A 25481-nucleotide genomic window follows, 5' to 3' on the forward strand; every position below is an offset into this window, starting at 1 on the left:
CTTCACCGAGTGTGCGCAAACTGTAGGTTTTCCGCCGCAGAACTACAGTTTGCGCACACTCGACCAGATCGCCCGGTTGCCTGCCCGTCCGCCGTTGCCCGGGAGGCCTTGCGGGGTTGGCCGAATGTTCCGGACCCCCGGCGTTCCAGCCAGTATCCCGCGCCGCCCACGCGGCCCGACACTGGGCGCCATGAACGACATCACCGCAATTCCGATACCCGGTCTGGCCTCCAGCGAGGTCGCCGTACCCGCCCCGGCCGAAGGCACACAGCGCTGGGCAGGTGCGCCGACGGCGATGCTGGACCCCGACGGCGCGACGCTGCTCACCTACCGGGTCCGGGACGCGGCCGGCGACCGCGTCGTCCTGGCCCGCTCCGACGACGGGGTCCGATTCGAAACCCTGACCGAGATGACGTCAAAGGCTCTGGGCGTGGCCATGGTCGAGCGGGCGGCTCTGGTGCGGACCGCGACCGGATGGCGGCTCTACCACTCCTGCGCCGAGCCGGGCACCAAAGCCTGGTGGATCGGGCTGCAGGAATCCCGCGACCTGGCGGGCTTGGCCACCGCGAGTCTGCGCCGCCTCGAGATGGAAGGTCCACTGGAGGCATTCAAGGATCCGATCGTCCGGCACAACGGAAGCGACTGGCAGGCGTGGGTCTGCCGCCACCCGCTCGACATCCCGGGCGCCGAGGACCGGATGTCGACGATCTACGCCACGTCCGACGACGGCATCAGCTGGCGGAACCACGGCACGATCCTGGCCGCCCGCCCTGGCGAGTGGGACGCGCGCGGCGCCCGGCTGACCACCGTGCTGCCGGACGGCCGCGCCTGTTACGACGGACGGGCGACGCCTGCGGAGAACTGGCTCGAACGTACGGGCCTCGCGGTCCCCACCGGCACTGGCGCGCAGTTGCGGGCGCTCGACGGCGGCCCGGTCGCCGACGTGCGTTATCTGGAGGTCCTCGCGCTGCCGAGCGGCGGTCATCGGCTCTACTACGAGGCCCGCCGCCGCGACGGGGCGCACGAGCTGCGGACGGAACTGCACAGCTGAGGCGAACGCTCGCCGATGTTGGCGTCGTGCTCGCCATCGCACTGGTGGTGGCGGTCAGTCGAACGAGGGCGGACAAGCCGCAGACACGCAGGCAGTCAGTCGACCAGGTGCGGGGCGATCGGACCGGTCCGGCGGAGAGCGCCCGGCGCGGCCGCCGGGACCACCGGCTGCCGGGGGGCCACCGGTTCGATGCGCACGTAGGAAGAACCGAGCGGCGGGCGGGGGTCGGCATCACCGCGGTTGGGCCACAACGCCATCGCCCGCTCCGCCTGCGCGGTGATCGTCAAGGACGGATTGACACCCAGGTTCGCCGACACCGACGCACCGTCGACCACGTGCAGGCCCGGATGGCCGAACACCCGGTGGTAGCCGTCGACGACCCCTGTCGCGGACGAGTCACCGATGACGCAGCCGCCGATGATGTGCGCCGTCAACGGGATGTTGGCGACCTCCCCGACCGTGCCGCCGGGGGTGCCGCCGATGCGGGTGGCGAGCCGGCGTACGACGTCGTTGGCGGCCGGGAGCCAGGTGGGATTGGGCCGGCCGTGGCCCTGCCGCGACGTGAGGCGTGATCCACGACCCAGCGGTCCACGTCGCAGGCTGACGGTCAGCGAGTTGTCGTAAGACTGCATCACCAGCGCGATGATGGTGCGTTCGGACCAGTGCCGCAGGTTGAACGTCCGCAGCCAGGCGACGGGATTCCGCGCCACGGTGCCCAGCCAGGTCGCCCAGCGCGGCCGGCGCCCACCGCCGTCGGTGAGCACGGTCTGCAGCATCCCCATGGCGTTGCTGCCCTTGCCGTAGCGCACGGGTTCGACGTGGGTGTGGGCATCGGGATGGAACGACGAGGTGATCGCGACGCCACGCGAGTAGTCGACGTCGCGGTGGTGTGCCACCGCCCCGACGATCGACTCGGAGTTCGTGCGCGTCAGGACGCCAAGCCTGGTTGACAGATTCGGCAACCAGCCGTCGGCCTTCATCTGGTGCAGGAGTTCCTGGGTGCCGAGTGCCCCCGCCGCGAACACCACCTGGTCCGCGGTGAACGTACGACGTTCCCTGCCGGCGCGCGGCCCCGTGCGTTCGGTGTCGACGGCGTAGCCACTCGCGGCGAGCGGGCGGACGGCGGTCACGGTCGTCAGCGGGTGGACGACGGCACCGGCGCGTTCGGCGAGGTAGAGGTAGTTGCGGGTCAGGGTGTTCTTCGCGTTGCGCCGGCAGCCGGTCATGCACTCACCGCACTCCAGGCAGGACCGCCGGCGCGGCCCGGCGCCACCGAAGTACGGGTCGTCGACCTCGGTGCCAGGTGGAGTGCCCGGTGCGCCGAAGAACACACCGACCGGCGTCGGACGGAATGTCTCTCCGACCCCCATCTCCTCAGCCACGGCGCGCATCGCGACGTCCGACGGCGTGGTCGTCGGATTGGTCGTGACGCCGAGCATCCGCTTCGCCTGGTCGTAGTGGGGCGCGAGCTCGCTCCGCCAGTCGGTGAGGCCGCGCCACTGCGGGTCGTCGTAGAACTCGGCGAGCGGTTCGTAGAGCGTGTTGGCGTAGACGAGCGATCCCCCGCCGACGCCCGCACCGGAGAGGACGAGTACGTCGCGCAGCAGGGTGATCCGTTGGATGCCGAGACAGCCGAGCCGTGGCGCGAACAGGAACCGCCGCAGCTCCCACGACGTCCGCGGAAGTGGTGCGGCCGGGCCACCGGCGGCGTCGGGTTCGTGGAACCGTGCGCCGGCCTCCAGCACGCCGACCCGGTAGCCCTTCTCGGTCAGCCGCAGGGCCGTCACGCTGCCGCCGAAGCCCGAGCCGATGACGAGGACGTCGTACCGGTCAGCCCCGTTCACCCGGTCAGCCCCGTTCACCCGGTCAGCGCCGTGCATCCCGCCAGCGCCGCTCACCCGGTCAGTCGCGTTCACCCCACCAGCCCGGTCGGCCCCGCTCATCGGTGCCTCATCTGCGGCCGAACCGGTGCAGGGTGCGAAGGCCAGTGGCGATCGTGCGCGCGAACCGGTCGTACGACATGCCTCCCGGCGGAGCGACCGGCAGCCGTTGGACGGCGATGGTCTGCGGTTCTGTGTACTTCAACAGTCCGTCGATCCCATGCCTGCGCCCCATGCCGGAGTCGCCCATGCCACCCATCGGGGCGTCGATGCTTCCCCACGCCGCCGCGTACGCCTCGTTGATGTTGACCGTGCCGGCCCGCAGCCGAGCGGCGACCGCGCGCGCCCGCCGCGTGTCGCGGCTGTAGACGGCGGCGTTGAGACCGTACGCAGAGTCGTTGGCGGCGGCGACCGCGGCCCTGTCGTCCCCGACCCGGTAGACCGAGACGACCGGGCCGAAGGTCTCCTCGCGATAGCACGCCATGTCCGGCGTGACACCGGTGAGAACCGTCGGCGCGAAGAAGTACGGACCGAGGTCGGGGCGCGCCTTGCCTCCCGCGAGGATCTCCGCGCCCTTGCTCACCGCGTCGTCGACGTGCTCGCTGACCGTCGCCAACTGTTGTGCGGAGATCAGCGACCCCATGTCGGCGGTGAAGTCGAACGACGCCTTGACCACCATGTCGCGGACCCGAGCGACGAAACGCTCGCAGAACGCGTCGAAGACAGGCGCGGCGACGTAGAGGCGTTCGATCGAGATGCACAGTTGGCCGGCGTTGGAGAAGCAACCGCGCACCGCGCCCTCGGCGGCCTTGTCGAGATCGGCATCGTCGAGGACGAGCAACGGGTTCTTGCCGCCGAGTTCCATCGTCGCGCCGATCAGGCGTTCGCCGCAGCGGCGGGCGACCTCCCGCCCGGTCTGCGTCGAACCGGTGAAGCAGATGAAGTCAGCCTCTTCGATCAGTGCGGCGCCGACCCGGGAACCCTCACCGATGACCACCTGCCACAGGTCGGCGGGCAGGCCCGCCTCGGCCAGGAGTTCGGCACCGACCAGCGCGCAGAGCGTGGTCTGGGTCGCTGGCTTGGTGATCACCGCGTTGCCGGCGACCAGCGCGGGCAGGGCGTCGGAGATCGCCATGGTGAGGGGGTAGTTCCACGGTGCGATGACACCGACGACGCCTTTGGGATGGTGCAGTTCGACGGTACGGGTGAGCAACGGGAAGAGGCCCGCCCGGCGCGCCGGGTGGAGCAGCCGCGGGGCCATCCGGCCGTAGTAGCGGGCGTTCATCGCGACGTCGCACACTTCCTCGAACGCGTGCCGCCGCGCCTTGCCCGACTCCCACTGGACGATGTCGAGGATGTCGTTCTGCCGCTGGAACACCAGGTCGTGCAGGCGGAGGAGCAGCGCGGCACGCTCCCGGACCGGTACCCGCGCCCACGCCACCTGGGCCTCGCGGGCCCGGGCGAAAGCGGTCGCAATGTCGGCATTGCTGGAAACCGGTACCTCTGCCAGGGTTCCGCCGTTCAGCGGGGTGACCGATCTCACGGTCTCACCCGACGTCGCGGCCACCCGGGCGGTGAGGGTCCGGACCCGCTCGGGGGCCAGAGCGTGTTCGGCTCGGTCCTGCGTCGGCGCAGTCATGCGTTCAGGGTATTCCCGATCGTGGCCGTCGGCCCCGTTCTCGACCGCGGCGGCCAGGCCGGCGCGACAGGTCACCAGCCCAGACGACTCGGGCCAGAAGAGCGCCGGTGAAGGGAGTGGCTCATCCGCGCCCCGACGAGACGTCGGCCCGATCCGCGGAGGCCTCGGAGGCCGAATCCTCTCGGCGTTCCTCCTCACATGCCCGGGCCAGGGCCTCGATCGCGGTCGCGAGGCTGGTGAGGACTTCGTCGTCGAGCCGGCCGAGCAGCCGCCGGAAGTGTTCCTGCCGCACCTCGTTCAGGTCACGCAGGAGCCGGCGGCCCGCGTCGGTGAGATCGATGCGGCGTACGCGGCGGTCTCGGCCGTCGGGCAGCCGGCACACGAGGTCGCGGATCTCCAACCGGTCGACGATCCCGGTGAGAGTGGTCGGCCCGACGCCCAGTGACTCGGCGAGTTCGTGCGCGGAGAGGGCACCCGCGGCGGCGAGGATGAAGAGCACCCGCAGCTGCTGCATGGTGAGGTCGACGGAGAAGAGTCCCGTCGCGCCCTCCCTGACGATGCTCCGGCGGAAATCCTCGTCAGCCCGCTCGATCCGCGCGATCAGCTCGTCCCTGCCGACGCTCGGGTCGATCGACTCATCCCTGCCGCCCATGCTGCCCCCTCGCCTTTCCTCCCTGCGGAGGATCCGCCCGGGAAATACCCTGAGAAGTGCCGCCTGATGGCGATAATCCGTACGACGCAAAGTATCGTCTGCGACGACCGACGCTGGAAGTGGAAGGGCACCCCGCATGTCCAGACTGGCCAGGCTGAGTCTCGCCAACCGGAGCCTCATCGCCCTCATCTCGATCGCGATCCTCGGGTTCGGGGTCATCTCGACCACTTCGCTCAAACAGGAGCTGATCCCCTCCCTCGAGATCCCGGGTGCGTTCATCGCCACCACCTATCCGGGCGCCTCGCCGGAGATCGTCGAACGCGAGGTGACCAAGCCGATCGAGACCGCCATCGCGGGCACGGACGGCCTGGACAAGACCACCTCGACGTCGAACAACGGCTTCTCGATGGTGCAGGCGGAGTTCACCTACGGCACGGACATCGACGCGGCCGTCCAGGACGTCCAGCAGTCGATCAACCGGCTGTCGAGCCAACTGCCGGACGACGTGGACCCGGCCGTGCAGGCCGGCGGCTTCGACGACTTCCCCGTCGTCATGCTCGCCGTCAGTTCGAGCGAGGGCGTGCAGGTCCTCGCCGACCGGCTGGAGGAGCGGGTGCTCCCGGACCTGGAGAACATCCCCGAGGTCCGTGATGTCGAGGTCACCGGCGTCCGCGAGGAGCAGGTGGCGATCACCCTCGACGACGAGAAGCTCGCCGATGCCGGGGTGAGTGTCCAGGGCGTACTCAGCGCACTGCAGGCCAACGGCCTCAGCGTTCCCGGTGGGGAGATGGGCACCGGCGACAGGTCGCTGACGATCGAGGTCGGTGCGCCGTTCACCTCGGTCGAGGATCTCGGCGACGTTCCGATCGTTCCCACCGGTGCGGGTTCTGGGACAGGGTCTGGGGCAGGTTCTGGCGCCGGCTCTGGCGATGGTGAGGGTGCGGCAGGCGCGCCTGGCGGAACTGGCCAGGGGACTGGAGCCGCCCCAGGCGCGGGTGCGTCGGCTCAGAGTGGTGCAGCCGCCCAGGCGGCCCCACCCGCGGCACCGGAGCCCGTCACCCTCGCCGACGTCGCCGACGTCGAGGAGGAGCTGGCCGAGACGAGCTCGATCACGCGGACGAACGGCCGGGCGACGCTTGGCATCTCCGTCACCAAGGTCGCCGACGACGGCAACACCGTGACGGTCTCCCACGCCGTCCAGGACAAGCTCGACGACCTCCGCGACCAGCTGGGCGACGACGCCGAGCTGACGGTCGTCTTCGACCAGGCGCCGTTCATCGAGGAGTCCGTGGAGGGCCTCACGACCGAAGGCGCGGCCGGACTGTTCTTCGCCGTCCTGGTGATCCTCGTGTTCCTGCTGTCGCTGCGTTCGACCCTCGTCACCGCGGTCTCGATCCCGTTCTCGGTGCTGGTCGCGATGATCGGGTTGTACACCGGCGGCTACTCCCTCAACATCTTCACCCTCGGGGCGCTCACCGTCGCCGTCGGACGCGTCGTCGACGACTCGATCGTCGTGCTGGAGAACATCAAGCGACACCTGGCCTACGGCGAACGCAAGCAGCAGGCGATCATGAACGGCGTCCGCGAGGTGGCCGGCGCGGTCACGGCGTCGACGCTCACGACCGTCGGGGTCTTCCTGCCGATCGCGTTCGTGGGCGGACAGGTCGGCGAGCTGTTCCGGCCGTTCGGCATGACCGTCACCATCGCCCTGCTGGCGTCGCTGCTCGTGTCGCTGACGATCATCCCGGTGCTGGCGTACTGGTTCCTGCGACGCCCGGTCGTACGCCCCGGCGACGAGGAACGCGTCCGCGCCGAGGCGGTCGCCAAGGAACGCCGCAACCCGCTGCAACGCGTCTACGTGCCGATCATCAGCTGGACGACCCGGCACCGCATCACCACGGTCATCGCCGGTATCGCCATCTTCGCGGGCACGATCGCCGCGACCCCTCTGCTCAAGACCAACTTCCTCGACGACAGCGGCGACAACACGATGACGGTGACGCAGGTCATGCCGGTGTCGACGTCGTTGGCGCGTACCGACGAGGCGGCGGAGAAGGTCGAGGACGTCCTTGCCGACATCGACGGCATCGAGTCCTACCAAGCGACGATCGGATCGGCCGAGTTCGCCGGATTCTCAGCAGGCGGCGGGACGAACGAGGCGACGTTCTGGCTCGCCACGGACGGCAGCTTCGACCAGGCGGCCCTCGGCGACGAGATCCGCCGCAAGCTCGCGCGCGTCGAGGGTGCGGGCACGATCACGCTTCAGGAGCAGCAGTCCGGTGGTTTCGGGGCAACCGACATCGAGGTGATCGTCACCGCGCCGAACAGTGCGGTGCTGGAGTCGGCGGCGGCACAGGTCCAGCGGGCCGTCCAGGAGGTCGCCGGGACCACGGACGCCACGAACAATCTCGGCGTCGACGTCCCCACCGTCCAGGTCGACGTCGACCGCGCAGAGGCCGCCGCCCTCGGGTTGTCCGACGCTCAGGTCGGGCAGGCCGTCCGCCAGGCGTTCGAGGGACAGCGGGCCGGCACGGTCCTACTGGACTCCACCTCCCACGACGTGCTGCTCTACACCGGGGCCGAGCCTGAGACGCTGCGCGAACTGCGGGCGCTGCGGGTCCAGACGCCGATGGGTTCGTCCGTACGACTGGACGACGTGGCCACCGTCTCCGAGGTGGACCGCCCGGCGCAGCTCACCCGGATCGACGGCGAACGCAGCGCCACCGTGAGCGCCACGCCCACCGGGTCCGACGTCGGCAAGGTCACCACCGACCTGCGGGCGGCGTTGGACAAGCTGGACCTTCCCGCCGGTGCGTCGTACCGGCTCGGCGGGGTCAGCGCCGACCAGGGCGAGGCTTTCGCGCAGCTGGGAATAGCACTCCTGGCGGCGATCGCGATCGTGTTCATGGTCATGGTGGCGACGTTCCGCAGCATCGTGCAGCCGCTGATCCTGCTGGTGTCGGTACCGTTCGCGGCGACCGGCGCCCTGGGTGCGCTGCTGCTGACCGACACCGCACTCGGGGTACCCGCCCTCATCGGTCTGCTCATGCTGGTGGGGATCGTGGTCACCAACGCGATCGTGCTGATCGACCTCATCAACCAGTACCGGAACCCGAGGCCGGCACCCGAAGGCGGGGAACCCCAGCCCGGCATGAGCGTGCGCGACGCCGTGATCGAGGGTGGACGGCGACGGCTGCGACCGATCCTGATGACGGCACTGGCGACCATCTGCGCGCTGGTCCCGATGTCGCTCGGGCTGACCGGTGGCGGGGTGTTCATCTCCCGACCGCTCGCGCTCGTGGTGATCGGCGGGTTGATCAGCTCGACGCTGCTCACCCTGGTCCTGGTGCCCACGCTCTACACGATCGTGGAGGGCTACAAGGAGCGCCGGGCACTGCGCCGCGAGGCTCGCCGGAGGCGGGCGCGGGCGAGGGCCGGCGACAGCGGCGAGGTGCCCGCGAGCACCACGCAGACCGGCCGGGCGGGGAGCGGATCGGCAGGCAGCGGACCGGGAGGCAGCGGACCGGGAGAGCCCGGACGGGGGTCTCCCGACGGACCGGACACGAAGGCGCCTGGCCAACCGTTGCCGGCCGGTATCGCCGCTCACCGCGCCGCTACCGCTCGCCCCGCTCAGGACGCCGGCAACGGCATCCACCCGAGCGACGCTCCACCCTCCGGATGGCCCCTGGGTACGCAGGAGAGGTCGCCGATCGGAACGGCTCCACCGACCGGATCACCTCAGCCTGCCGGAACCACCCGGCCCACCGCGACCGCGCAGCTCCCGCTCGGCGGTCCCGCGGATGGCGCGGCGCCCGCGTCGGCGACCAGTTCGGTGGCCACGCCTCTGGGCGTCGTCCAGGTCGAGGTCTTCGTCCGCGCCGTACGGGACGAGGACACCACCGACCCGTCGCCGACGACCGCTCCCACGTCCTCGGACGAGCGCTGAGGTAGGGCTGAGACCCGCCTGATCAGCGCTGCGGCGCGGACCGGTCAGGGACGGCGACCGCGGAAGCGCACGCCGTCTCCCCGCGGGGCGAGGTCCACGACCACGTCGGTGAATCCGGCCGCGGTCAGTCGGGCCGGCAGCAGGTCCGGAGCCAGGGTGTTCATGGTGTCGCCGATGTGCAGGAGACGGAAGCGCAGGCTGGGCTGACTGTCGCAGCCGGCGAGGACGCCGCCAGGACGCAGCACCCGGAACGCCTCGGCGAAGATCCGGTCCTGCTGGGCCTCGGTCGGCACGTGGTGCAGCATCGTGAAGCACACCACCGCCGAGTATGCCTCGTCCGGGAGTGGCATAGCGGCCCCGTCAGCGTGCACGATCCGCGCCCGGTCTCCGTACTCCCGCTCGAGTAGTCGCGCCGTGTCGGCATCGACCTCGACCGCGGTGAGGTTCGGCACCCGGTCCACGAGCACGCGCAGGTTCGCGCCGTAGCCAGGGCCGATCTCGACCACGTCCGAGCCGAGCTCGACGTCGGCGAGTGCCCACGGGAGGAGTTCGTCCTCGACGGCCTTCGCCCATTTCGCACTGCTGCACAGGCGGCGGTGCGCCCAGTTCATCGGCATGAGGAGACGCTAGGCCGATCTGAGGATGGCCGCTACATCCCGGGAGCCGCGCGGCGAGCCGGTGGCCGGCCAGCCGGCCCGGCTGCACCAGGTGGCGAGGCTCGCCGATCGACGTGAGGAACGGCCGACGACCTACGTCACTGGACGACGACCTCGATCCGCTGGAACTCCTTCACCTCGGTGTAGCCGGTCGTCGCCATCGCGCGACGCAGGGCACCCACGAGGTTCATGGTTCCGTCGGAGATCCTGGACGGCCCGAAGAGGATCTCCTCCAGGGTCCCGATCGTGCCCACCTCGACCCGGGCGCCGCGAGGCAGCTCGCCGTGGTGCGCCTCCATGCCCCAGTGGAACCCGCGGCCCGGCGCCTCCTCGGCCCGCGCGAGCGGCGAACCCAGCATCACCGCGTCCGCACCGCAGGCGATCGCCTTCGCGATGTCGCCGGAACGCCCGACCGAACCGTCGGCGATGACGTGCACATAGCGGCCGCCGGACTCGTCGAGATAGTCCGCCCGCGCCGCGGCGACGTCGGCGACCGCGGACGCCATCGGCACCGCCACTCCCAGCACCGAGCGGGTGGTGTGCGCCGCGCCGCCGCCGAAACCGACCAGCACCCCGGCCGCGCCGGTACGCATGAGGTAGAGCGCGGCCTTGTAGGTGGCACAGCCGCCCACGATCACCGGGACGTCCAGCTCGTAGATGAACTGCGTGAGGTTGAGCGGCTCGGTCTGGTGCGAGACGTGCTCCGCCGAGACGGTGGTCCCCCGGATCACGAAGATGTCGACGCCCGCGTCGATCACCGTCTTCCACAGCTGCTTGGTGCGCGACGGCGAGAGGGCGCCCGCCACCGTGACCCCTGCGTCGCGGATCTCGGCCAGCCGGGCGGTGATGAGGTCGGGCTTGATCGGTTCGGCGTACAACTCCTGCATGCGGCGGGTCGCCGACACCGCGTCGAGCGCGACGATCTCGCCCAGCAGGGGCTGCGGATCGTCGTACCGTGTCCACAACCCTTCGAGGTTGAGCACGCCGAGGCCGCCGCGCTGGCCGAGCGCGATCGCGGTCGCCGGCGACATCACCGAGTCCATCGGCGCCGCGACGACCGGCATCTGGAACTGGTACGCGTCGATCTGCCAGGTCGTCGACACCTCTTCGGGATCGCGGGTGCGCCGGCTCGGCACGATCGCGATGTCGTCGAAGGAGTACGCCCGGCGACCGCGTTTGCCACGGCCGATCTCGATCTCTGTCACCCCGGCATTGTTTCGTACGGCTCATTGCCGCGCGCGAGCCGCCTCCCCCGGGACCGGCTCAGCGTCCCGGGTAGTTGGGTGCCTCCACCGTCATCTGCACGTCGTGCGGGTGGCTCTCCTTGAGACCGGCGGACGTGATCCGGACAAACCGTCCACGCTCCTGCAGTTCCGGCACCGTCCTCGCACCGACGTAGAACATCGAGTGCCGCAGCCCGCCGACAAGCTGGTGCGCGACGGCCGAGAGCGGACCGCGGAACGGCACCTGACCCTCGATGCCCTGCGGCACGAGCTTGTCGTCGGAGGCCACGTCCGCCTGGAAGTAGCGGTCCTTGGAGTACGACTGGTTCTTGCCGCGCGAGCTCATCGCCCCGAGCGAGCCCATGCCGCGATACGACTTGTACTGCTTGCCGTTGATGAACACCAGGTCGCCCGGGCTCTCCTCGCAGCCGGCCAGCAGCGAACCGATCATCACCGAGTCGGCGCCGGCGACGAGAGCCTTGCCGATGTCGCCGGAGTACTGCAGGCCGCCGTCGGCGATCACCGGGACGCCGGCAGGACGGGCCACGACGGCCGCTTCGTAGACGGCGGTGACCTGGGGGGCGCCGACACCCGCCACCACGCGGGTGGTGCAGATCGAACCGGGTCCGACGCCGACGCGTACGCCGTCAGCGCCGGCCTCGACGATCGCCTGCGCGCCCTCGCGCGTCGCGACGTTGCCGCCGATGACGTCCACGTCGCTTGCCGACGGCTCGGCCTTCAACGCCCGGATCATGTCGACGACACCGGAGGTGTGGCCATGTGCGGTGTCGACGACGAGCAGGTCCACGCCGGCCTCGACGAGTGCCATCGCGCGCTTCCAGCCGTCACCGAAGAAGCCGACGGCGGCGCCGACGCGGAGCCGGCCGGCGTCGTCCTTGGTCGCGAGGGGGAACTGCTCGCGCTTGACGAAGTCCTTGACGGTGATGAGCCCCTGCAGGCGGCCTGCCTCGTCGACGAGCGGCAACTTCTCGACCTTGTGCCGGCGCAGGAGCGTCATCGCCTCCGGTGCGGAGATCCTGACCTGACCGGTCACGAGCGGCATCGCGGTCATCACGTCACGGACGAGGCGGGACTTGTCGGTCTCGAAGCGCATGTCGCGGTTGGTGACGATCCCGAGGAGTTGCTGGTCGGGGGCGACGACGGGTACGCCGGAGATGCGGTACTGCCCGCAGAGCGCGTCGGCCTCCCCGATCGTCGCGTCCGGTCCGATCGTGATCGGCTGGGCGACCATGCCCGCCTCGGACCGCTTGACGAGATCGACCTGCTGAGCTTGTTCCTCGATCGAGAGGTTGCGGTGCAGGACGCCGATCCCGCCCTGGCGCGCCATCGCGATCGCCATCCGGGCCTCGGTCACGGTGTCCATGGGGCTGGAGAGCAGCGGAATGGCGACGCTGATCCGGCGCGAGATTCGGCTGGTGGTGTCGATATCGCTGGGAATGACGTCGGAGGCGCCAGGCAGCAGCAGGACGTCGTCGTAGGTGAGGCCGATCATGGCGAAAGGGTCGGGGACGCCGGCGTCATGCCGGGGGGTGAGGTCCATGCTTCCTCCGGTCGCGAACGTCTCCTCATGCTAGTCGACCGATGGGGAGGAAGGTCGCCAGGCTCGCGGGGTCTGACGACAGGTGGTCGGCTAACCAGCCGGCGGCGAACCAGACGCGGCGACCCGGCGTGGAGACGGCACATAGTGGGGTATCCAGTGCCCCATCACCACCGCGCCGATCAGTCCCAGGCCTCCGACGAGCAACACGGCGGGGCCGAGCGACACGGCGGCACTTACCGCGCCGATCATCAGCGGTCCGGTGCTGGAGCCGATGTCGGCACAGAGTCGCCACGTACCAAGGAATGTCGTACGCCCCACCGAGGGCGACAGGTCGGCACCGAGCGTCATGATGATCCCGCTGCCGATGCCGTTGCCGACCCCCATGATCATCGCGACGCCGAACAGAGCGGCTCCGGTCGTGGTGAGCGGCAGCAGGAGGTGAGCGATCCCGAGCACCACCATCGAGGGCACGGCGACCCAGGCCCGGCCGATCCGGTCCATGACCTTGCCCGCCGGATAGAACAGCAGCATGTCCACGGCCCCGGCGGCACCGAAGATCAAACTGGTGGTGGCGGCGTCGAGGCCGATGTGCTCGGCCCACAGCGGGATGACGGCCTGCCGGGACGCCCTGACGGCGCCGACGAGTACCGTCCCGACGCCGAGCGTCCGCAGGACGGGCAGGTGGGCGCGGGCCATGCCGACCGTGCCCAGGTGGGTCTTCGCTGGCCGTGCACCGTTGCGGCCCGCGGGCTCGGGAAGGGTGATCAACGCGACGGCCGCCACGGCCACGGCGACGATGTGCAGTCCGTACGGCCCGTCGGTGTGGGCGAGGTGCACCGTGCCCGCACCGAGGAACGGCCCGATGAACATGCCGATCCGATGGACGCCGCCCAGGGTCGACAGCGCACGTGCCCGCAGGTGGAACGGCACGACCTCGGTGAGGTACGCCTGTCGCGCGAGCCCCCACACCGCTCCCGCGAATCCGGTGCAGCCGATGGCGACACCGAGCATCCAGACCGACGTCGCGACGATGCAGACGACCAGCGCGCACACGAGGAGGACGGCCGCCGCGAGCATCGCCTTGCGTTCGCCGATCCTGCCCGCAAGAGCACCCGCCGGAAGGTCGCCGAGTAGCTGACCGATTCCCGCGAGGGCGACGACGAGGCTCGCGACCCCCACCGAGGCGCCCAGGTCGAGTGCCGAGAGGGCGATGATCGGCGCCATGGCGCCCTGGCCGACGCCGTAGAGCAGCGACGGTAGGTACACCCCTAGCCCGAATGAGCGGAGGGTGACCTGTTCTGACATCAGACCAATGGTGACGTATCCGCCGCCTTGTTCGGGTTGGGCGCCCACCATGCGGACCGGACCGCTGGCCAATGCGGGCGGTACACGTGGGTTGCGTACGCCTGTGGTGGGCATGTCCTTTGTCAGCCGGTCCAACAAGGCCGCCGTCTCTCCGGTGTGCGACCGGCCGCCGAACTGACGGGACCCGGAGCGACGGGCGGGGCCGGAGACCACGTGCCCTGCCCAGCAGTACGAGGAGCAGCGATGAGTCAGGACCAGATGCCGACACCCGAGTGGGACCAGTTGATCGCTGAGCGCGGCGGCAGGGGACCGACCGAGTTCGAGGGGCATGACACCTGGGACGACTCGGAGGAGGCGCGTCAGGCGTACGACCGTGGGGTGGCCGAGGCGAAGGCGACGCAGGCCGCGTTCTGGGGCCGTGCCGAGGAGCCCGTCGCGGCGCCTGCTGCCGCCGTGGATCCTGCTCCGACCGAACGCGCCCCCACCGACCGTGTTCCGACCGAACGCGCCCCCACCGACCGTGTTCCGACCGACCGTGCCGGGGCGGATCTCGCGTCGGCGGGGCCTCCTGCCAGCGGCTCAGGCTCCGCTACGACCGGCACGAAGGGCACCAGGCCGAACGGGTCGGCCGGCGCCGGCCCGAAAGCGACCCGGTCGACCCGGACCAAGCCGGCAGCCGCCAAGGGTGCCGCCGAGCACACGCCCTGACCCGGAGCGCACAAGGACTCCGTGCACGGGGGTGCCGTCCACATGACCACGACACCGGGCAGGCGTCGGCCGTAGCGTGCCCTCGGCACGAACGTTATCCACAGCGTCCCGAGCACGTATCCACAGCTCTCAGGGCAGGTGGCGATTCGCCCGACTTGTCCTGCACTACGCTGCCTGCCCGTGAATGGTCCCGCCGAATCCGCACGTACGACCGGCGACGCTCACCGGCTCGCCGAACTCCTGGCCGGTGCCAGCGTCACGCACCCCTCCACCGACCACACGGTGACGGTCACCGTGGCGCCCGGCAACACGGTGACGTCGATCGAACTCCAGCACCAGGCCCGTAGACACACCGCCGCGGAGCTTGGCGAGCTGATCGTGGAGACCCTCAGGGCCGCGCACTCCCGCATCAACGACGAGCTGTCCGCGTCGGCGCGCGAGTGGGGTCCGATGGCGGAGGACGCCCTCGCAGCCGTCCTGGGCAAGCCGTCCTCAGCTGCGACGGCCAGCGCCATCCCCGATCCGCCTGGCCTCGACGAGCTCGCGGCCGGCGTCGATGAGTCGGAGGGGTGGGACGACCTCACCCCCGAGGAGTGGGACTTCATCCGTCGGCACGGGATGGAGGACGAACTCCACGCGGCCCGCGAGGGCTTCGCCAAGCTTCAACGAGACGCCGAGCAGCGGATGGCGGCGTACGCCGGTGTCCAGGAGCAGATGGCGGGCCAGTCGGCGACGGCGACGACTCCGGACGGCGCGATCGAGGTCACCGTGCAGAACGGCGTCGGCGTGACCCGCATCGACATCAGCGACAGGATCCTCCGGCACGGTCCGTCCAGGGTCGGGCCGATGGTGCTGGCGACCATTCAGCAAGCGACGGCGAACCTGGCGCTGGGAATGGCCGGTATTGCGCAGGCGTACGTGGGTTCGCAGATGGACATGCGCGGCCTGGTCGAGCGATACCAACCCGACGACGACACGCAGTGAAGGCGACCACCAGCCGACTGGCAACGTCGGACGGCTGGAACCGACGAGAACTGGCGGTGAATGGGCATGGGTGGCGGAGGCGGAGGCGCGGAATACAGCGCCGCGGAAATCGCCGAGGTCAAGCAGAAGTTGGAAGGGCTCAACAAGAACGCCGCGGGCATCATGCAACTGGCGAGCGACACAGCGCCGGAGATGAAGGTCTGGGGCCTGGTCGGCATGATCACCGGGGCGGCCTTCCTCTACTGGAAGGTCGCTGGTGAGGACACCCTCGAACACCTGAAGATGATGGGCGAGTCGCTGCAGGACAACGTCCTGCGCGTCGACGCCGCAGGGAAGACATACAGAGCCACCGAGGACGGCATCACCCAGGCTCTCACGCAACTCGAGGGCGCGCTCGACGACACCGGCATGCCAGGATTCTGAGGATAGTGGGCGCGAGATGACGACGAACGACACCGACAGCGACGTCACCAACGACACGGGCGCCAACGCAGACACCGGCACCTGGCGGCTCGACAACAACCAGGTGGACAAGATCCCCTTCGCCGGCCAGGGAGTGGGCATCTGGAAGTCCGGGGACAAGTTCCTCGACGACCCAGGCGCCAACTGGTCCGAAGTCGCCAGCATCGGCGGGTCGGTCGCGGGCATGGCGGGCAGCGTCATGGCGATCGGCGCCGACCCGCTGAACTGGCTGATCAGCCAGGGCCTCGGGTTCCTCATCGACTGGATTCAGCCGCTGCAGGACGCGATCGGCTATGTCACCGGCAACCCCGAGCGCATGGACGCGGACATGGCCAAGTGGGCCCGCGTCCAGAACGCCCTCGTGCCCCTCTCCGGCGAGGTTCGCGACGCCGCCAATGCCGGACTGGTGACCTGGGAAGGTGAAGCCGCCAATGCCGCCAAGACCAAGCTCAACGACTTCGCCGACGGCGTGCTGGGCGTCGCCAACGACGTCAAGCTGATCCAGGCGATCATGGGTGTCGCCAAGATGCTCATGGAGCTCGCCTACAACTTCGTCCTCGGCCTGATCGCCGACTTCGTCGAGTGGCTGATCATGGTCTGGATTCCGGCGCTGGCCTCTGCGCCGGTCACGTTCGGCGCCTCGACCGCAGCGGCCGGGACAGCGACGGCCGTCCGGGCGGCGTCGACCGGCAGCCGGGCGACAAGGTTCATCGCAAAGGTCAACCAGATCCTCTTCAAGCTCAAGAACATCCTCTACAAGCTCAGGCAGTCCGGCATGGAGAACGCCCTCCGGAAGTTCCAGAAGAGAGATGGCGGCCGGTACGCCGGCTACAAGAGCGCCGGCGACGTCGTCAGGGACTTCGCCACCGACGGGAACAGGGTCTTCAGCCCCTCGAGCCCTGGCAGCTGGGGCGGCATTGCGGGCGGGACCACCCAAGCTGGCGACAATGTCACCGACTGGGTGTTGAGCGACGACCGTCAGTCCGACGAGGACATCGAACGCAAGCTTGGTGGTGAATGACGTGAGCGCCGCTCCTGACGACGTTCTGACCACCTACCCGGGAACGCCTTACGACGTGCGGGCACCGAACTCCGATGACCAACTCCTGCTTCCGGCAGGTCATGGCGCCGTCGCGATCGAAGCCTGGTGCCCACGCTCGGAACAGAACGCCGCTCTGCCGATCATCGGTGTCGACGGGAAGCCCGCGACGCATGGCTTCGGTCGTGCCCTCATCGTCGTTCCGGCGGGAGAACGGTTGATCGAGGTGCAGGAGGGTCGGCCGCGCCAAACCACACAGCTGACGATCGCTGAGGGCCAGGTCACCGAGTTCGAGTACTCCCCCGTCCTGAAACCGACCCGTGGTCGCCAACAGGATGGCAAACGGTCGCCAGCGAGGACCCCTGGGCACGCCTTCCAGGCATGGATGTCCTTGGCGATCGGGGTCGTCTCGGTGGTCTGGATCGTCTTCTTCGTCGGCATCACGTGGTACGGAGGCGTACCGGCGGTGGGCGCACTCGGCGCACTCCTGGGTCTCTACGGGATGTGGGTCGGCTATTCGGGCTGGAAGGGCAGCCAACGACCCAAGCGGTCACAGAAGCGGAAGGGGACGCGATGACGCTGCCGCCGACCGAACCGACGCCGCCCGCGGTACTCGTCGACCAGAAGCGCGGGTCGTCCTACCCTGACCTGCCGCAGGGGTGGGGCGCGGTCGAGGTCACGTTCGACTTCGACAGCCTGATCGCCGTGGAGGAGAACGGCACACTCATCGCGGAGAGTCCCAACTGGGGCACCTGGGTCGACCCGCCGACGATCACCATCGACGGCAACGAACGCCGGGCCAGCTGGTCGGTCTGGGCGTACCCGCTGCCCGCCGGGCCGCACACCGTGCGATTCGGAACGCCTGGCTTCGCCGAGCGCAGGGTCGAGATCGCGGCCGGCCAGATCGCCCGGATCAAGTACCACGCCGATATTGCGTTCCACAAGGACAAGGCCGACGACATTCTCGGTGGTCCCGTCCGGGAGACGACCGCCACCGTGAAGGTTCGCGCCCTCAAGTCTCGTCCGGCGCCCTGACGCTGAACCTCAACCAGTCAACGGAGAAGGGGCCCCTCCGCGCAGGAGAGGCCCCTTCTGTACTTCTCGCCGATCAGTGGCCGTGGCCGTGGCCCGCACCCGCGGGTGCCGGCTCAGGCTCCTCGGGCTTGTCGACGACGAGCGTCTCCGTGGTGAGGAGCATGGCCGCGATCGACGCCGCGTTCGCGAGCGCCGAGCGGGTCACCTTCACCGGGTCGATGACGCCCTGTGCGGTCAGGTCGCCGTATTCGCCGGTCGCGGCGTTGTAGCCCTTGCCCTTGCCCGCCTCGCGCACCTTCTCCACGACGACGTAGCCCTGGGCACCAGCGTTCTCGGCGATCCACCGCAGCGGCTCCAGCACCGCAGCGCGGACGAGATCGACACCGATCTTCTCGTCACCGTTGGCCGACACCTTGTCGAGAGCGACGGCCGCGTGGACGAGGGCGGCGCCACCGCCGGTGACGATGCCCTCCTCGATCGCGGCACGGGTAGCGGAGACCGCGTCCTCGATCCGGTGCTTCTTCTCCTTCAGCTCCACCTCGGTGGCGGCGCCGACCTTGATCACACAGACACCACCGGCGAGCTTGGCGAGCCGCTCCTGGAGCTTCTCGCGGTCCCAGTCGGAGTCGGTCTGGTCGATCTCGGCCTTGATCCGCGCGACCCGGGCCGCCACGTCGTCGGCGGAACCGCCGCCGTCGACGATCGTCGTGTCGTCCTTGGTGACGACGACCCGGCGGGCGGTACCCAGGACCTCGAGCCCCACCTGGTCGAGCTTGAGGCCGAGCTCGGGCGCCACCAGCTGGCCGCCGGTGAGCGTCGCGATGTCCTCGAGCATCGCCTTGCGGCGGTCGCCGAATCCGGGCGCCTTGACGGCGACCGAGTTGAAGATGCCGCGGATCTTGTTGACGACGAGCGTCGCGAGCGCCTCGCCCTCGACGTCCTCGGAGATGATCACCAGCGGCTTGCTCGCCTGGACGACCTTCTCCAGCAGCGGCAGGAGGTCGGCCATCGAGGAGATCTTGCCCTGGTTGATCAGGATGTACGGATCCTCGATGACAGCTTCCTGGCGCTCGGCGTCGGTCACGAAGTTCGGGGAGATGAACCCCTTGTCGAACTGCATGCCCTCGGTGAGCTCGAGCTCGGTGCCCAGAGTGTTGGACTCCTCGACGGTGATCACACCGTCCTTGCCCACCTTGTCGAACGCTTCGGCGATGAGCTGCCCGATCGTCTTGTCCTGGGCCGAGATCGCGGCCACGTGGGCCATCTCGTCCTTGGTGTCGACGGACTTGGCCTGCTCGAGGAGCTCGGTGTTGATCGCCTCGACGGCAGCATCGATGCCCTTCTTGAGCGACATCGGGTTGGCGCCGGCGGCGACGGCCCGGAGGCCGACGTGGACCATCGCCTGCGCCAGCACCGTCGCCGTCGTGGTGCCGTCACCGGCGATGTCGTTGGTCTTCGTCGCAACTTCCTTGACGAGCTGGGCGCCGAGGTTCTCGAACGGGTCCTCGAGCTCCACCTCACGGGCGACCGTGACGCCATCGTTGGTGATGGTCGGTGCGCCCCACTTCTTGTCGATGACGACGTTGCGGCCGCGTGGCCCAAGCGTCACCTTCACGGTGTTCGCGAGAGCGTCGACGCCGCGCTCCAGGGCGCGCCGCGCGTTCTCGTCGAACTCCAGGATCTTCGGCATGGGTATGTGTGTCCTTCCACGACACCGCCCCGGCGCCCCGGTATGTGGAGGCCGCCGGGGCGGTGTCAGTCGTCAGGTCATCGGTTGGTTGCTGGTCTTGACTTCGGGGTCGACAGGTTGTGTTGCGACGACCCCACGCGCGTGAGTCCGCGACCTGGTGTCACTTGGTGACGACAGCGAGGACGTCACGAGCCGAGAGGATCAGCAGATCCTCGCCGCTGTACTTGACCTCGGTGCCGCCGTACTTGCTGAAGATCACCTTGTCGCCGACGCTGACGTCGAGCGGGATGCGCTTGCCGTTGTCGTCGATGCGACCAGGCCCGACCGCGAGGACTTCACCCTCCTGGGGCTTCTCCTTCGCGGTGTCGGGGATCACGAGTCCCGACGCCGTCGTCTCTTCGGCGTCCAGCGCCTTGACGACGATCCGGTCCTCGAGTGGCTTGATGGAGACCGACACTTGTTGACCTCCCCCTTCACGGGATGTCACGGGTGGCTGTGCTTTCACCTATGGCGCGACGTGTGGCGAGCCGTCGTCGCGGGTGCCGGCCGCCTCGTCGCGGGCTTGTTGGTTGGCACCCTAAGGTCGAGAGTGCCAACTCAGAATCTAGGCGGTCTCTTAGCACTCGGTCAACCCGAGTGCCAGATGGCGTGGCGTGTCGCGTCCCGGATCGCGGAAGGAGTGTCCTCGTGGATCTCCAGACGTTCCGGGATCTGCTCACGCCAGCCGGCCGTGATCTCCTCGCGGAAGCGTGCACGGCGTACGAGGAACACACAGCGGTCGCGCTCGGGACCCGGCTGCGGCGCTGCCATCCCCCCGACCTGGTGGCGGCGGCGATGACGCAGGCCGCGCTTCGGCGGCGTGCCCAGGTCAAGTGGGGCGAGGACGCGGGCAGGATGTTCTTCACCCGGGACGGCCTGGAGCAGGCGACGACCGGCGCGGTGGCGGCGTACCGGGCCGGGCGCATTGTCGATGCCGACTGCCGCCTGGACCCTCCGGAGACGATCGCTCCGGAAACGACAGGGCCGCCAAGCCCCGAGTCGTCCCCGGAACGTGGTGCCCGGATCGTCGACCTCTGCTGCGGCATCGGCGGGGACCTGATCGCCCTCGCCCGGGCCGGCGTCCAGGTCACCGGCGTCGACACGGACCCGCTGACAGTGGCCATCGCCCGCGCCAACCTCGCCGAGCTGGACCTGGCCGGGCACGCGTCGGTCGAGCAGGCGGATGCGCGGGAGGTGGACCGTGCGGCGTACTCCGCAGCAGTGGCGGACCCGGCCCGGCGCTCTCTTCGCGGGCGGATCTTCGACTCTGCGGACTATTCGCCGCCGTGGTCGTTCGTCGAGGAGCTGCTGCGGGGCGACGCCTGCGTGAAGACCGCGCCGATCATCCCGCACCGGCTGATCCCGGCCGGCGTCGAAGCGGAGTGGATCAGCGTCGGCGGTGAGGTGAAGGAGGCCGCCCTGTGGGCAGGGCGGCTGCGGACCGGGGTCGGCGACCGCCGCCGTGCGACCGTCCTCCCGGCGGGCGGAGTGCCGGCGGGTGAGGCCGGCGAGTGGGCGGGGCAGACAGGCGGGTGGGCCGACCGGGTGACGATGACCGATGCCGATGACCCCGGAGGCGCGCCAGTCTCGCCTCCGCTGGCGTACCTCTATGAACCCGACGGCGCGGTCATCCGCGCCGGGCTCGTCACTGGCGTCGCTCCCCTGGTCGACGGATCCCTGCTGCATCCGAAGATCGCCTATCTCACGTCTGACCAGCTGGTGTCGACGCCCTTCGCGTCCGCCTACCGGGTCGTCGCCGTCCTTCCGTACGACCTGAAGGTGTTGAAGCGTGAGCTCCGGGACCGTGAGGTCGGGAACCTCACGGTGAAGAAGCGGGGAGTCGACGTCGACCCGCAGACGCTGCGCAAACGGCTGGGAGTCCGCGGACCCGGTGCGGCCACGGTCGTCGTCACCCGCAGCGAGCAGGGCACACTCGCCCTGCTCGTCGACCCGACCCCCGCGTGAGGGGCACCTTCAGCCAACACGCCTCGGCATCAAGGGCACGTCCGGCAAAAGCGGCGCCGCCGCGTGGACCCGTCACACGACCGAGGTCCGGGAGGGACTAACGAGGCGGCCGGTGGCGTTTTCGTCGCTATGAGCTCCACGCAGGAATCGCAGGACGCCGCGTACGCGAGTCCGGTCGATTACGATGCATATGGCACGTATTCGGTCAAGGACGCCAAATTCGGCGAGGACGGCTTCGAGCGGCCACTCGACCTCTATCCGTTCCGCGGCCGGCTGAGTTCCGACGGGTCCACCGAGTATCCGGCCGAGGCGGGCCGCTACCACCTGTACCTCGCCTGGAGCTGTCCATGGGCACAGCGTGCGGCCATCGTGCGCAAGCTCGCCGGCCTCTCCGACCTCGTTTCGGCGTCCTACGTCCACGGGGAGCGGGACGGCCGCGGCTGGGCGTTTCGCGAGGACACCGGCCCGGATCCGGTGAACGGCTTCACCTTGCTCCGCCAGGCCTACGACGCGACCCACCCCGACTACCCCGGGCATGTCTCGGTCCCGACGCTGTGGGACAAGCAGACGCACAAGATCGTGAGCAACTTCTTCCCGGACCTGACGATCGATCTGGCCACCCAGTTCGAGGGTCTGGCCGAGGACGGGACGGACCTCTATCCGCCGCGGCTGCGTGCCGACATCGACACGCTCAACGAAACGCTCTACAACGACATCAACAATGCCGTCTATGTGATCGGCAACGAACCCGACCAGGGCACCTACGACAACCTGGTGCACCGCCTCTTCCAGACCCTCGACACGCTCGAACGCCGCCTTGCCGGCAACCGTTTCCTGTTCGGCAACCGGATCACCGAGTCCGATGTGCGGCTCTGGGTGACACTCGCACGGTTCGACACCGTCTACTACGGGCTGTTCAAGGTCAACCTGCGCCGACTGGTCGACTACCCGCACCTGTGGGCGTACGCACGGGACCTGTACCAGCGTCCGGCGTTCAAGGAGACGACCGACTTCGTGGCGATCAAACGCGGCTACTACACCGGATTCGGCAAGCTCAATCCGTACCGCATCGTTCCCGCCGGGCCGGTGCTGGACTGGGACGCGCCCGCCGGCCGTGACCACCTGAGCTGACGTCGCCGTTCGTCCACGTCAGCAGTCGCAGGACCGGCTGCGCACCGGCGCTGTCAGCGGATCGGCCTGCCGTGCGGTGACGCCCTCAGGTGTCTCGACAGCGAATCCTTCCCGGATCCAGTACTCGATCCCGCCGAGCATCTCCTTCACCCGATATCCCTGCTGGGCAAGGGCGAGCGCCGCCCTGGTGGCGCCGTTGCAGCCCGGTCCCCAGCAGTAGGTGACGACGGGTACGCCTGGATCGAGCAGGGCACCCGCGCGTGTCGGGATCTCCGCGGTCGGCAGGTGCACAGCGCCCGGGACGTGGGCCTGCGTCCAGGCCCCGGGCCCCCGCGAGTCGACGAGGACGAACCCCGGCGCCCCACTGTCAAGCGCGGCTTGCACATCGGACACGTCAGCGTGGAACGCAAGGCTGGCCGAGAAGTACGCCACCGCGTCGTCAGGCGTACGCAGCGGCACCGAGAGGACCGGGTTCGGCGTCGTGATCGTCATGTCTGGCAACGTTACGGACACGTCGGACCGAGCTGAAGAAGCGATCCACGGCGCGGACCTGGATTTGCCAGGCATCGCCTGGTATCCATCCCACATGACCGTGGAATCCACCGGCGCTCCCCTCGACGACACCGACTGGCGGATCATCGACGCTCTCCAGCGCGACGGCAGGGCCAGTTTCGCCGACCTCGCCCGGACCGTCGCGATGTCACCGAGCGCCGTCACCGAACGCGTCCGCCGCCTGGAAGAGCGCGGAGTCATCGCCGGCTACTCCGCGGTGATCGACGCCGAACGCCTGGGATACGCGATCATGGCGCTGGTCAGGCTCCGTTATCCCACCGGCAACTACAAGCCCTTTCACGACCTGCTGGCGGCGACGCCCGAGATCGCCGAGGCGCATCACGTCACGGGCGAGGACTGTTTCGTCCTCAAGGTGCTGGCGCGTTCGATGCGTCACCTCGAAGAGATCACCGGACGCATCGCGGGACTCGGTGCGGTGACGACGAGCGTCGTCTACTCCAGCCCGCTCCCCCGGCGTCCCCTCACCGGTGGGCGTACGCAGAGACTTCGTTAGGGTTTCGACCAGCCTCACCCTCGAAGGTTGGCCGGCAGTCGAGACGACGACGGAAGGGCTCGCACATGGCACGGGAAGAAGTTCGTACGGACAAGGCACCGAACCCCGCGGGTGCCTACTCCCAAGGCATTGTCGCGAACGGTTTTCTCTACACCGCGGGGTTCGGCCCCCAGGATCCGGCGACCGGCACGCTGGTCGAGGGCGGCGTGGCCGAGCAGACCGCCCAGGTGATGCGCAACGTCGCCGCGGTGCTGGCCGAGCGCGGTCTCACCTTCGCCGACGTCGTCAAGGCCACCGTGCACCTCGCGAGCCTCGACGACTTCGCGGAGTTCAACCGGGTGTACGAGTCGTTCCTCGAGAAGCCGTACCCGGTCCGGACCACGGTCGGTTCCACGCTCATGAACATCCTGGTCGAGATCGACGTCGTCGCCGCCCTGCGCTCCTGAGCGTCGTCAGCGGGGACAGCCGGCGCGCGGCGGCAGGCCGTCGACATCGACGGGGAGCCGGCCGGTGCCGCGTGCCCGGCCGGTGAGGACGTCAACCAGTGCCTGGAAGGCGGCCGGTGTCCTTCCGTACAACGCGATCCGCGCCTTCTCCGCCCGACTGCCGCCGAGGCCGTACGGCGTGTCGAGCGCGACCACGACATCGCCCGAGCCCTGCTCCCATCCCGTGTCGAGCAGGCGTACGACGTCGCCGGCACCACCGGCGCCTTCGGCCGCGCTCCGGGTCACGTCGAGGTCCGCGTCGCGCGCGGCGGCGGCGAACCGCTCCCGGTCTTCCCGGTCTCCTCCGATCACCTGCACCCGCGAACCGACGAGCCGGCCACGACAGGGACCTGACGCGACGGTGAGCCCGCGCAACGACGCGGTGTAGGACGCCCGGGACGACCCACCCAAGGCGGCCGCTGACAACGGATCGGCACCCACGCTCGCGCGCTGGTGCAGCATCAGCGCGATCGACCGCGCGGCCGCCGCGTCGAGGCGGGCCTGCGGCAGCCGACCGGAACGGACGGCACGCACGACGGCCGTATGGCTCGCGCCGGCATCGGCCGGCAGCAGCAGGATGTCGGCGCCCGCGAGCAGGGCACGCACGCCCGCGTCGGCACTGCCGTACTTCTCCGCGACGCCGGCCATCTCGAGCGCATCGGTGACGACGACGCCGGAGAAGCCGAGCCGCTCGCGGAGCATCCCGCCGATCACCGGGCCCGACACCGACGATGGCGCACCGGCATCGACGGCGCGAACGTCGATGTGCGCGACCATCACCGCCTGCGCCCCGGCACCGACGGCGGCCTTGAAAGGTACGAGGTCGCGCCGGCGGAGCTCCGCCAGCGACGCCTCCTGCACGGGCAGGCTCACGTGACTGTCGGCCGGAACGCTGCCGTGGCCGGGGAAGTGCTTGGGGACGGCGACGATGCCGGCCTCGGCGTAGCCGCGCAAGGAGCCCTTG

The 25481-nt window shown here is 69.6% G+C and carries 23 protein-coding genes; 12 read left to right on the plus strand and 11 right to left on the minus strand.

The window, feature by feature from the left end:
- Positions 1 to 190 precede the first annotated feature (190 nt).
- Positions 191 to 1051, plus strand: coding sequence for a glycoside hydrolase family protein (locus tag ABN028_RS28025; protein WP_349698702.1), 861 nt, complete (start codon positions 191 to 193; stop codon positions 1049 to 1051).
- A 95-nt stretch (positions 1052 to 1146) separates the two neighbouring features.
- On the opposite strand, the gene ABN028_RS28030 is transcribed toward ABN028_RS28025, so the two are convergent.
- From ABN028_RS28030 to ABN028_RS28040, 3 genes are all read right to left on the minus strand, one after another.
- Complete coding sequence (locus ABN028_RS28030) at positions 1147 to 2931, minus strand: GMC family oxidoreductase N-terminal domain-containing protein (protein ID WP_349698715.1); 1785 nt, start codon at positions 2929 to 2931, stop codon at positions 1147 to 1149.
- Between the two features lie 70 nt (positions 2932 to 3001).
- Positions 3002 to 4570 carry a succinic semialdehyde dehydrogenase gene (locus ABN028_RS28035; RefSeq protein ID WP_349326837.1) on the minus strand — a complete coding sequence of 523 codons (1569 nt, stop codon included), beginning with the start codon at positions 4568 to 4570 and terminating at the stop codon, positions 3002 to 3004.
- Positions 4571 to 4691: 121 nt separating this feature from the next.
- Positions 4692 to 5222 (minus strand): MarR family winged helix-turn-helix transcriptional regulator, encoded by a 531-nt coding sequence (locus tag ABN028_RS28040; RefSeq protein WP_349326835.1) that lies wholly within the window; start codon positions 5220 to 5222, stop codon positions 4692 to 4694.
- Positions 5223 to 5358: 136 nt separating this feature from the next.
- Between ABN028_RS28040 and ABN028_RS28045 the strand changes: the two genes are divergently transcribed.
- Positions 5359 to 9168: an efflux RND transporter permease subunit gene (locus ABN028_RS28045; protein WP_349698703.1), complete on the plus strand. Its 3810-nt coding sequence runs from the start codon at positions 5359 to 5361 to the stop codon at positions 9166 to 9168.
- Positions 9169 to 9212: 44 nt separating this feature from the next.
- Here the strand turns inward: ABN028_RS28045 and ABN028_RS28050 are convergent, their stop codons facing one another.
- The 4 genes from ABN028_RS28050 to ABN028_RS28065 form a co-directional block, all read right to left on the minus strand.
- Entirely contained in the window at positions 9213 to 9785 is a 573-nt protein-coding gene (locus tag ABN028_RS28050) for a class I SAM-dependent methyltransferase (protein ID WP_349326832.1), read from the minus strand.
- Between the two features lie 137 nt (positions 9786 to 9922).
- Positions 9923 to 11029, minus strand: a complete 1107-nt coding sequence (locus ABN028_RS28055; protein ID WP_349326830.1) for a GuaB3 family IMP dehydrogenase-related protein — start codon at positions 11027 to 11029, stop codon at positions 9923 to 9925.
- Between the two features lie 58 nt (positions 11030 to 11087).
- On the minus strand, positions 11088 to 12608 hold the full coding sequence (guaB, locus tag ABN028_RS28060; RefSeq protein WP_349698704.1) for an IMP dehydrogenase: 1521 nt from the start codon (positions 12606 to 12608) through the stop codon (positions 11088 to 11090).
- Positions 12609 to 12698: 90 nt separating this feature from the next.
- A complete protein-coding gene (locus ABN028_RS28065; protein WP_349698705.1) occupies positions 12699 to 13913 on the minus strand; it encodes an MFS transporter in 1215 nt (404 codons plus the stop codon).
- A gap of 243 nt (positions 13914 to 14156) precedes the next feature.
- Between ABN028_RS28065 and ABN028_RS28070 the strand changes: the two genes are divergently transcribed.
- From ABN028_RS28070 to ABN028_RS28095, 6 genes are all read left to right on the plus strand, one after another.
- Positions 14157 to 14621: a hypothetical protein gene (locus ABN028_RS28070; RefSeq protein ID WP_349698706.1), complete on the plus strand. Its 465-nt coding sequence runs from the start codon at positions 14157 to 14159 to the stop codon at positions 14619 to 14621.
- Positions 14622 to 14801: 180 nt separating this feature from the next.
- A complete protein-coding gene (locus ABN028_RS28075; protein WP_349698707.1) occupies positions 14802 to 15605 on the plus strand; it encodes a YbaB/EbfC family nucleoid-associated protein in 804 nt (267 codons plus the stop codon).
- 66 nt (positions 15606 to 15671) lie between these two features.
- On the plus strand, positions 15672 to 16028 hold the full coding sequence (locus tag ABN028_RS28080) for a hypothetical protein (protein WP_349326825.1): 357 nt from the start codon (positions 15672 to 15674) through the stop codon (positions 16026 to 16028).
- Between the two features lie 16 nt (positions 16029 to 16044).
- Positions 16045 to 17088: a hypothetical protein gene (locus tag ABN028_RS28085; RefSeq protein WP_349326824.1), complete on the plus strand. Its 1044-nt coding sequence runs from the start codon at positions 16045 to 16047 to the stop codon at positions 17086 to 17088.
- A 1-nt stretch (position 17089) separates the two neighbouring features.
- On the plus strand, positions 17090 to 17683 hold the full coding sequence (locus ABN028_RS28090) for a hypothetical protein (protein ID WP_349326823.1): 594 nt from the start codon (positions 17090 to 17092) through the stop codon (positions 17681 to 17683).
- Complete coding sequence (locus ABN028_RS28095; RefSeq protein WP_349698708.1) at positions 17680 to 18141, plus strand: hypothetical protein; 462 nt, start codon at positions 17680 to 17682, stop codon at positions 18139 to 18141. Before ABN028_RS28090 ends, ABN028_RS28095 begins: the two co-directional genes overlap by 4 nt.
- Positions 18142 to 18214: 73 nt before the next feature.
- Here ABN028_RS28095 and groL read toward each other — a convergent pair whose 3' ends face one another.
- Positions 18215 to 19831 (minus strand): chaperonin GroEL, encoded by a 1617-nt coding sequence (gene groL / locus ABN028_RS28100; RefSeq protein WP_349326820.1) that lies wholly within the window; start codon positions 19829 to 19831, stop codon positions 18215 to 18217.
- Between the two features lie 160 nt (positions 19832 to 19991).
- Positions 19992 to 20288, minus strand: a complete 297-nt coding sequence (gene groES, locus ABN028_RS28105) for a co-chaperone GroES (protein WP_349326819.1) — start codon at positions 20286 to 20288, stop codon at positions 19992 to 19994.
- Between the two features lie 230 nt (positions 20289 to 20518).
- On the opposite strand from groES, the gene ABN028_RS28110 reads away from it, so the two are divergent.
- Positions 20519 to 21835, plus strand: coding sequence for a class I SAM-dependent methyltransferase (locus ABN028_RS28110; protein ID WP_349698709.1), 1317 nt, complete (start codon positions 20519 to 20521; stop codon positions 21833 to 21835).
- A gap of 129 nt (positions 21836 to 21964) precedes the next feature.
- A complete protein-coding gene (locus ABN028_RS28115) occupies positions 21965 to 22966 on the plus strand; it encodes a glutathione S-transferase family protein (protein ID WP_349698710.1) in 1002 nt (333 codons plus the stop codon).
- 18 nt (positions 22967 to 22984) lie between these two features.
- Here ABN028_RS28115 and ABN028_RS28120 read toward each other — a convergent pair whose 3' ends face one another.
- Positions 22985 to 23458, minus strand: a complete 474-nt coding sequence (locus ABN028_RS28120) for a rhodanese-like domain-containing protein (protein WP_349326815.1) — start codon at positions 23456 to 23458, stop codon at positions 22985 to 22987.
- Between the two features lie 94 nt (positions 23459 to 23552).
- On the opposite strand from ABN028_RS28120, the gene ABN028_RS28125 reads away from it, so the two are divergent.
- Together ABN028_RS28125 and ABN028_RS28130 are read left to right on the plus strand one after the other, a co-directional pair.
- Positions 23553 to 24032 (plus strand): Lrp/AsnC family transcriptional regulator, encoded by a 480-nt coding sequence (locus tag ABN028_RS28125; protein ID WP_349326813.1) that lies wholly within the window; start codon positions 23553 to 23555, stop codon positions 24030 to 24032.
- Between the two features lie 65 nt (positions 24033 to 24097).
- Positions 24098 to 24478 (plus strand): Rid family detoxifying hydrolase, encoded by a 381-nt coding sequence (locus ABN028_RS28130; protein ID WP_349698711.1) that lies wholly within the window; start codon positions 24098 to 24100, stop codon positions 24476 to 24478.
- Between the two features lie 6 nt (positions 24479 to 24484).
- Here the strand turns inward: ABN028_RS28130 and ABN028_RS28135 are convergent.
- Positions 24485 to 25481 (minus strand): glycoside hydrolase family 3 N-terminal domain-containing protein (locus ABN028_RS28135; protein WP_349698712.1); only part of this gene is annotated, 997 nt, incomplete at its 5' end.

The organism is Actinopolymorpha sp. B17G11 (assembly GCF_040196095.1).
Lineage (GTDB): Bacteria > Actinomycetota > Actinomycetes > Propionibacteriales > Actinopolymorphaceae > Thermasporomyces.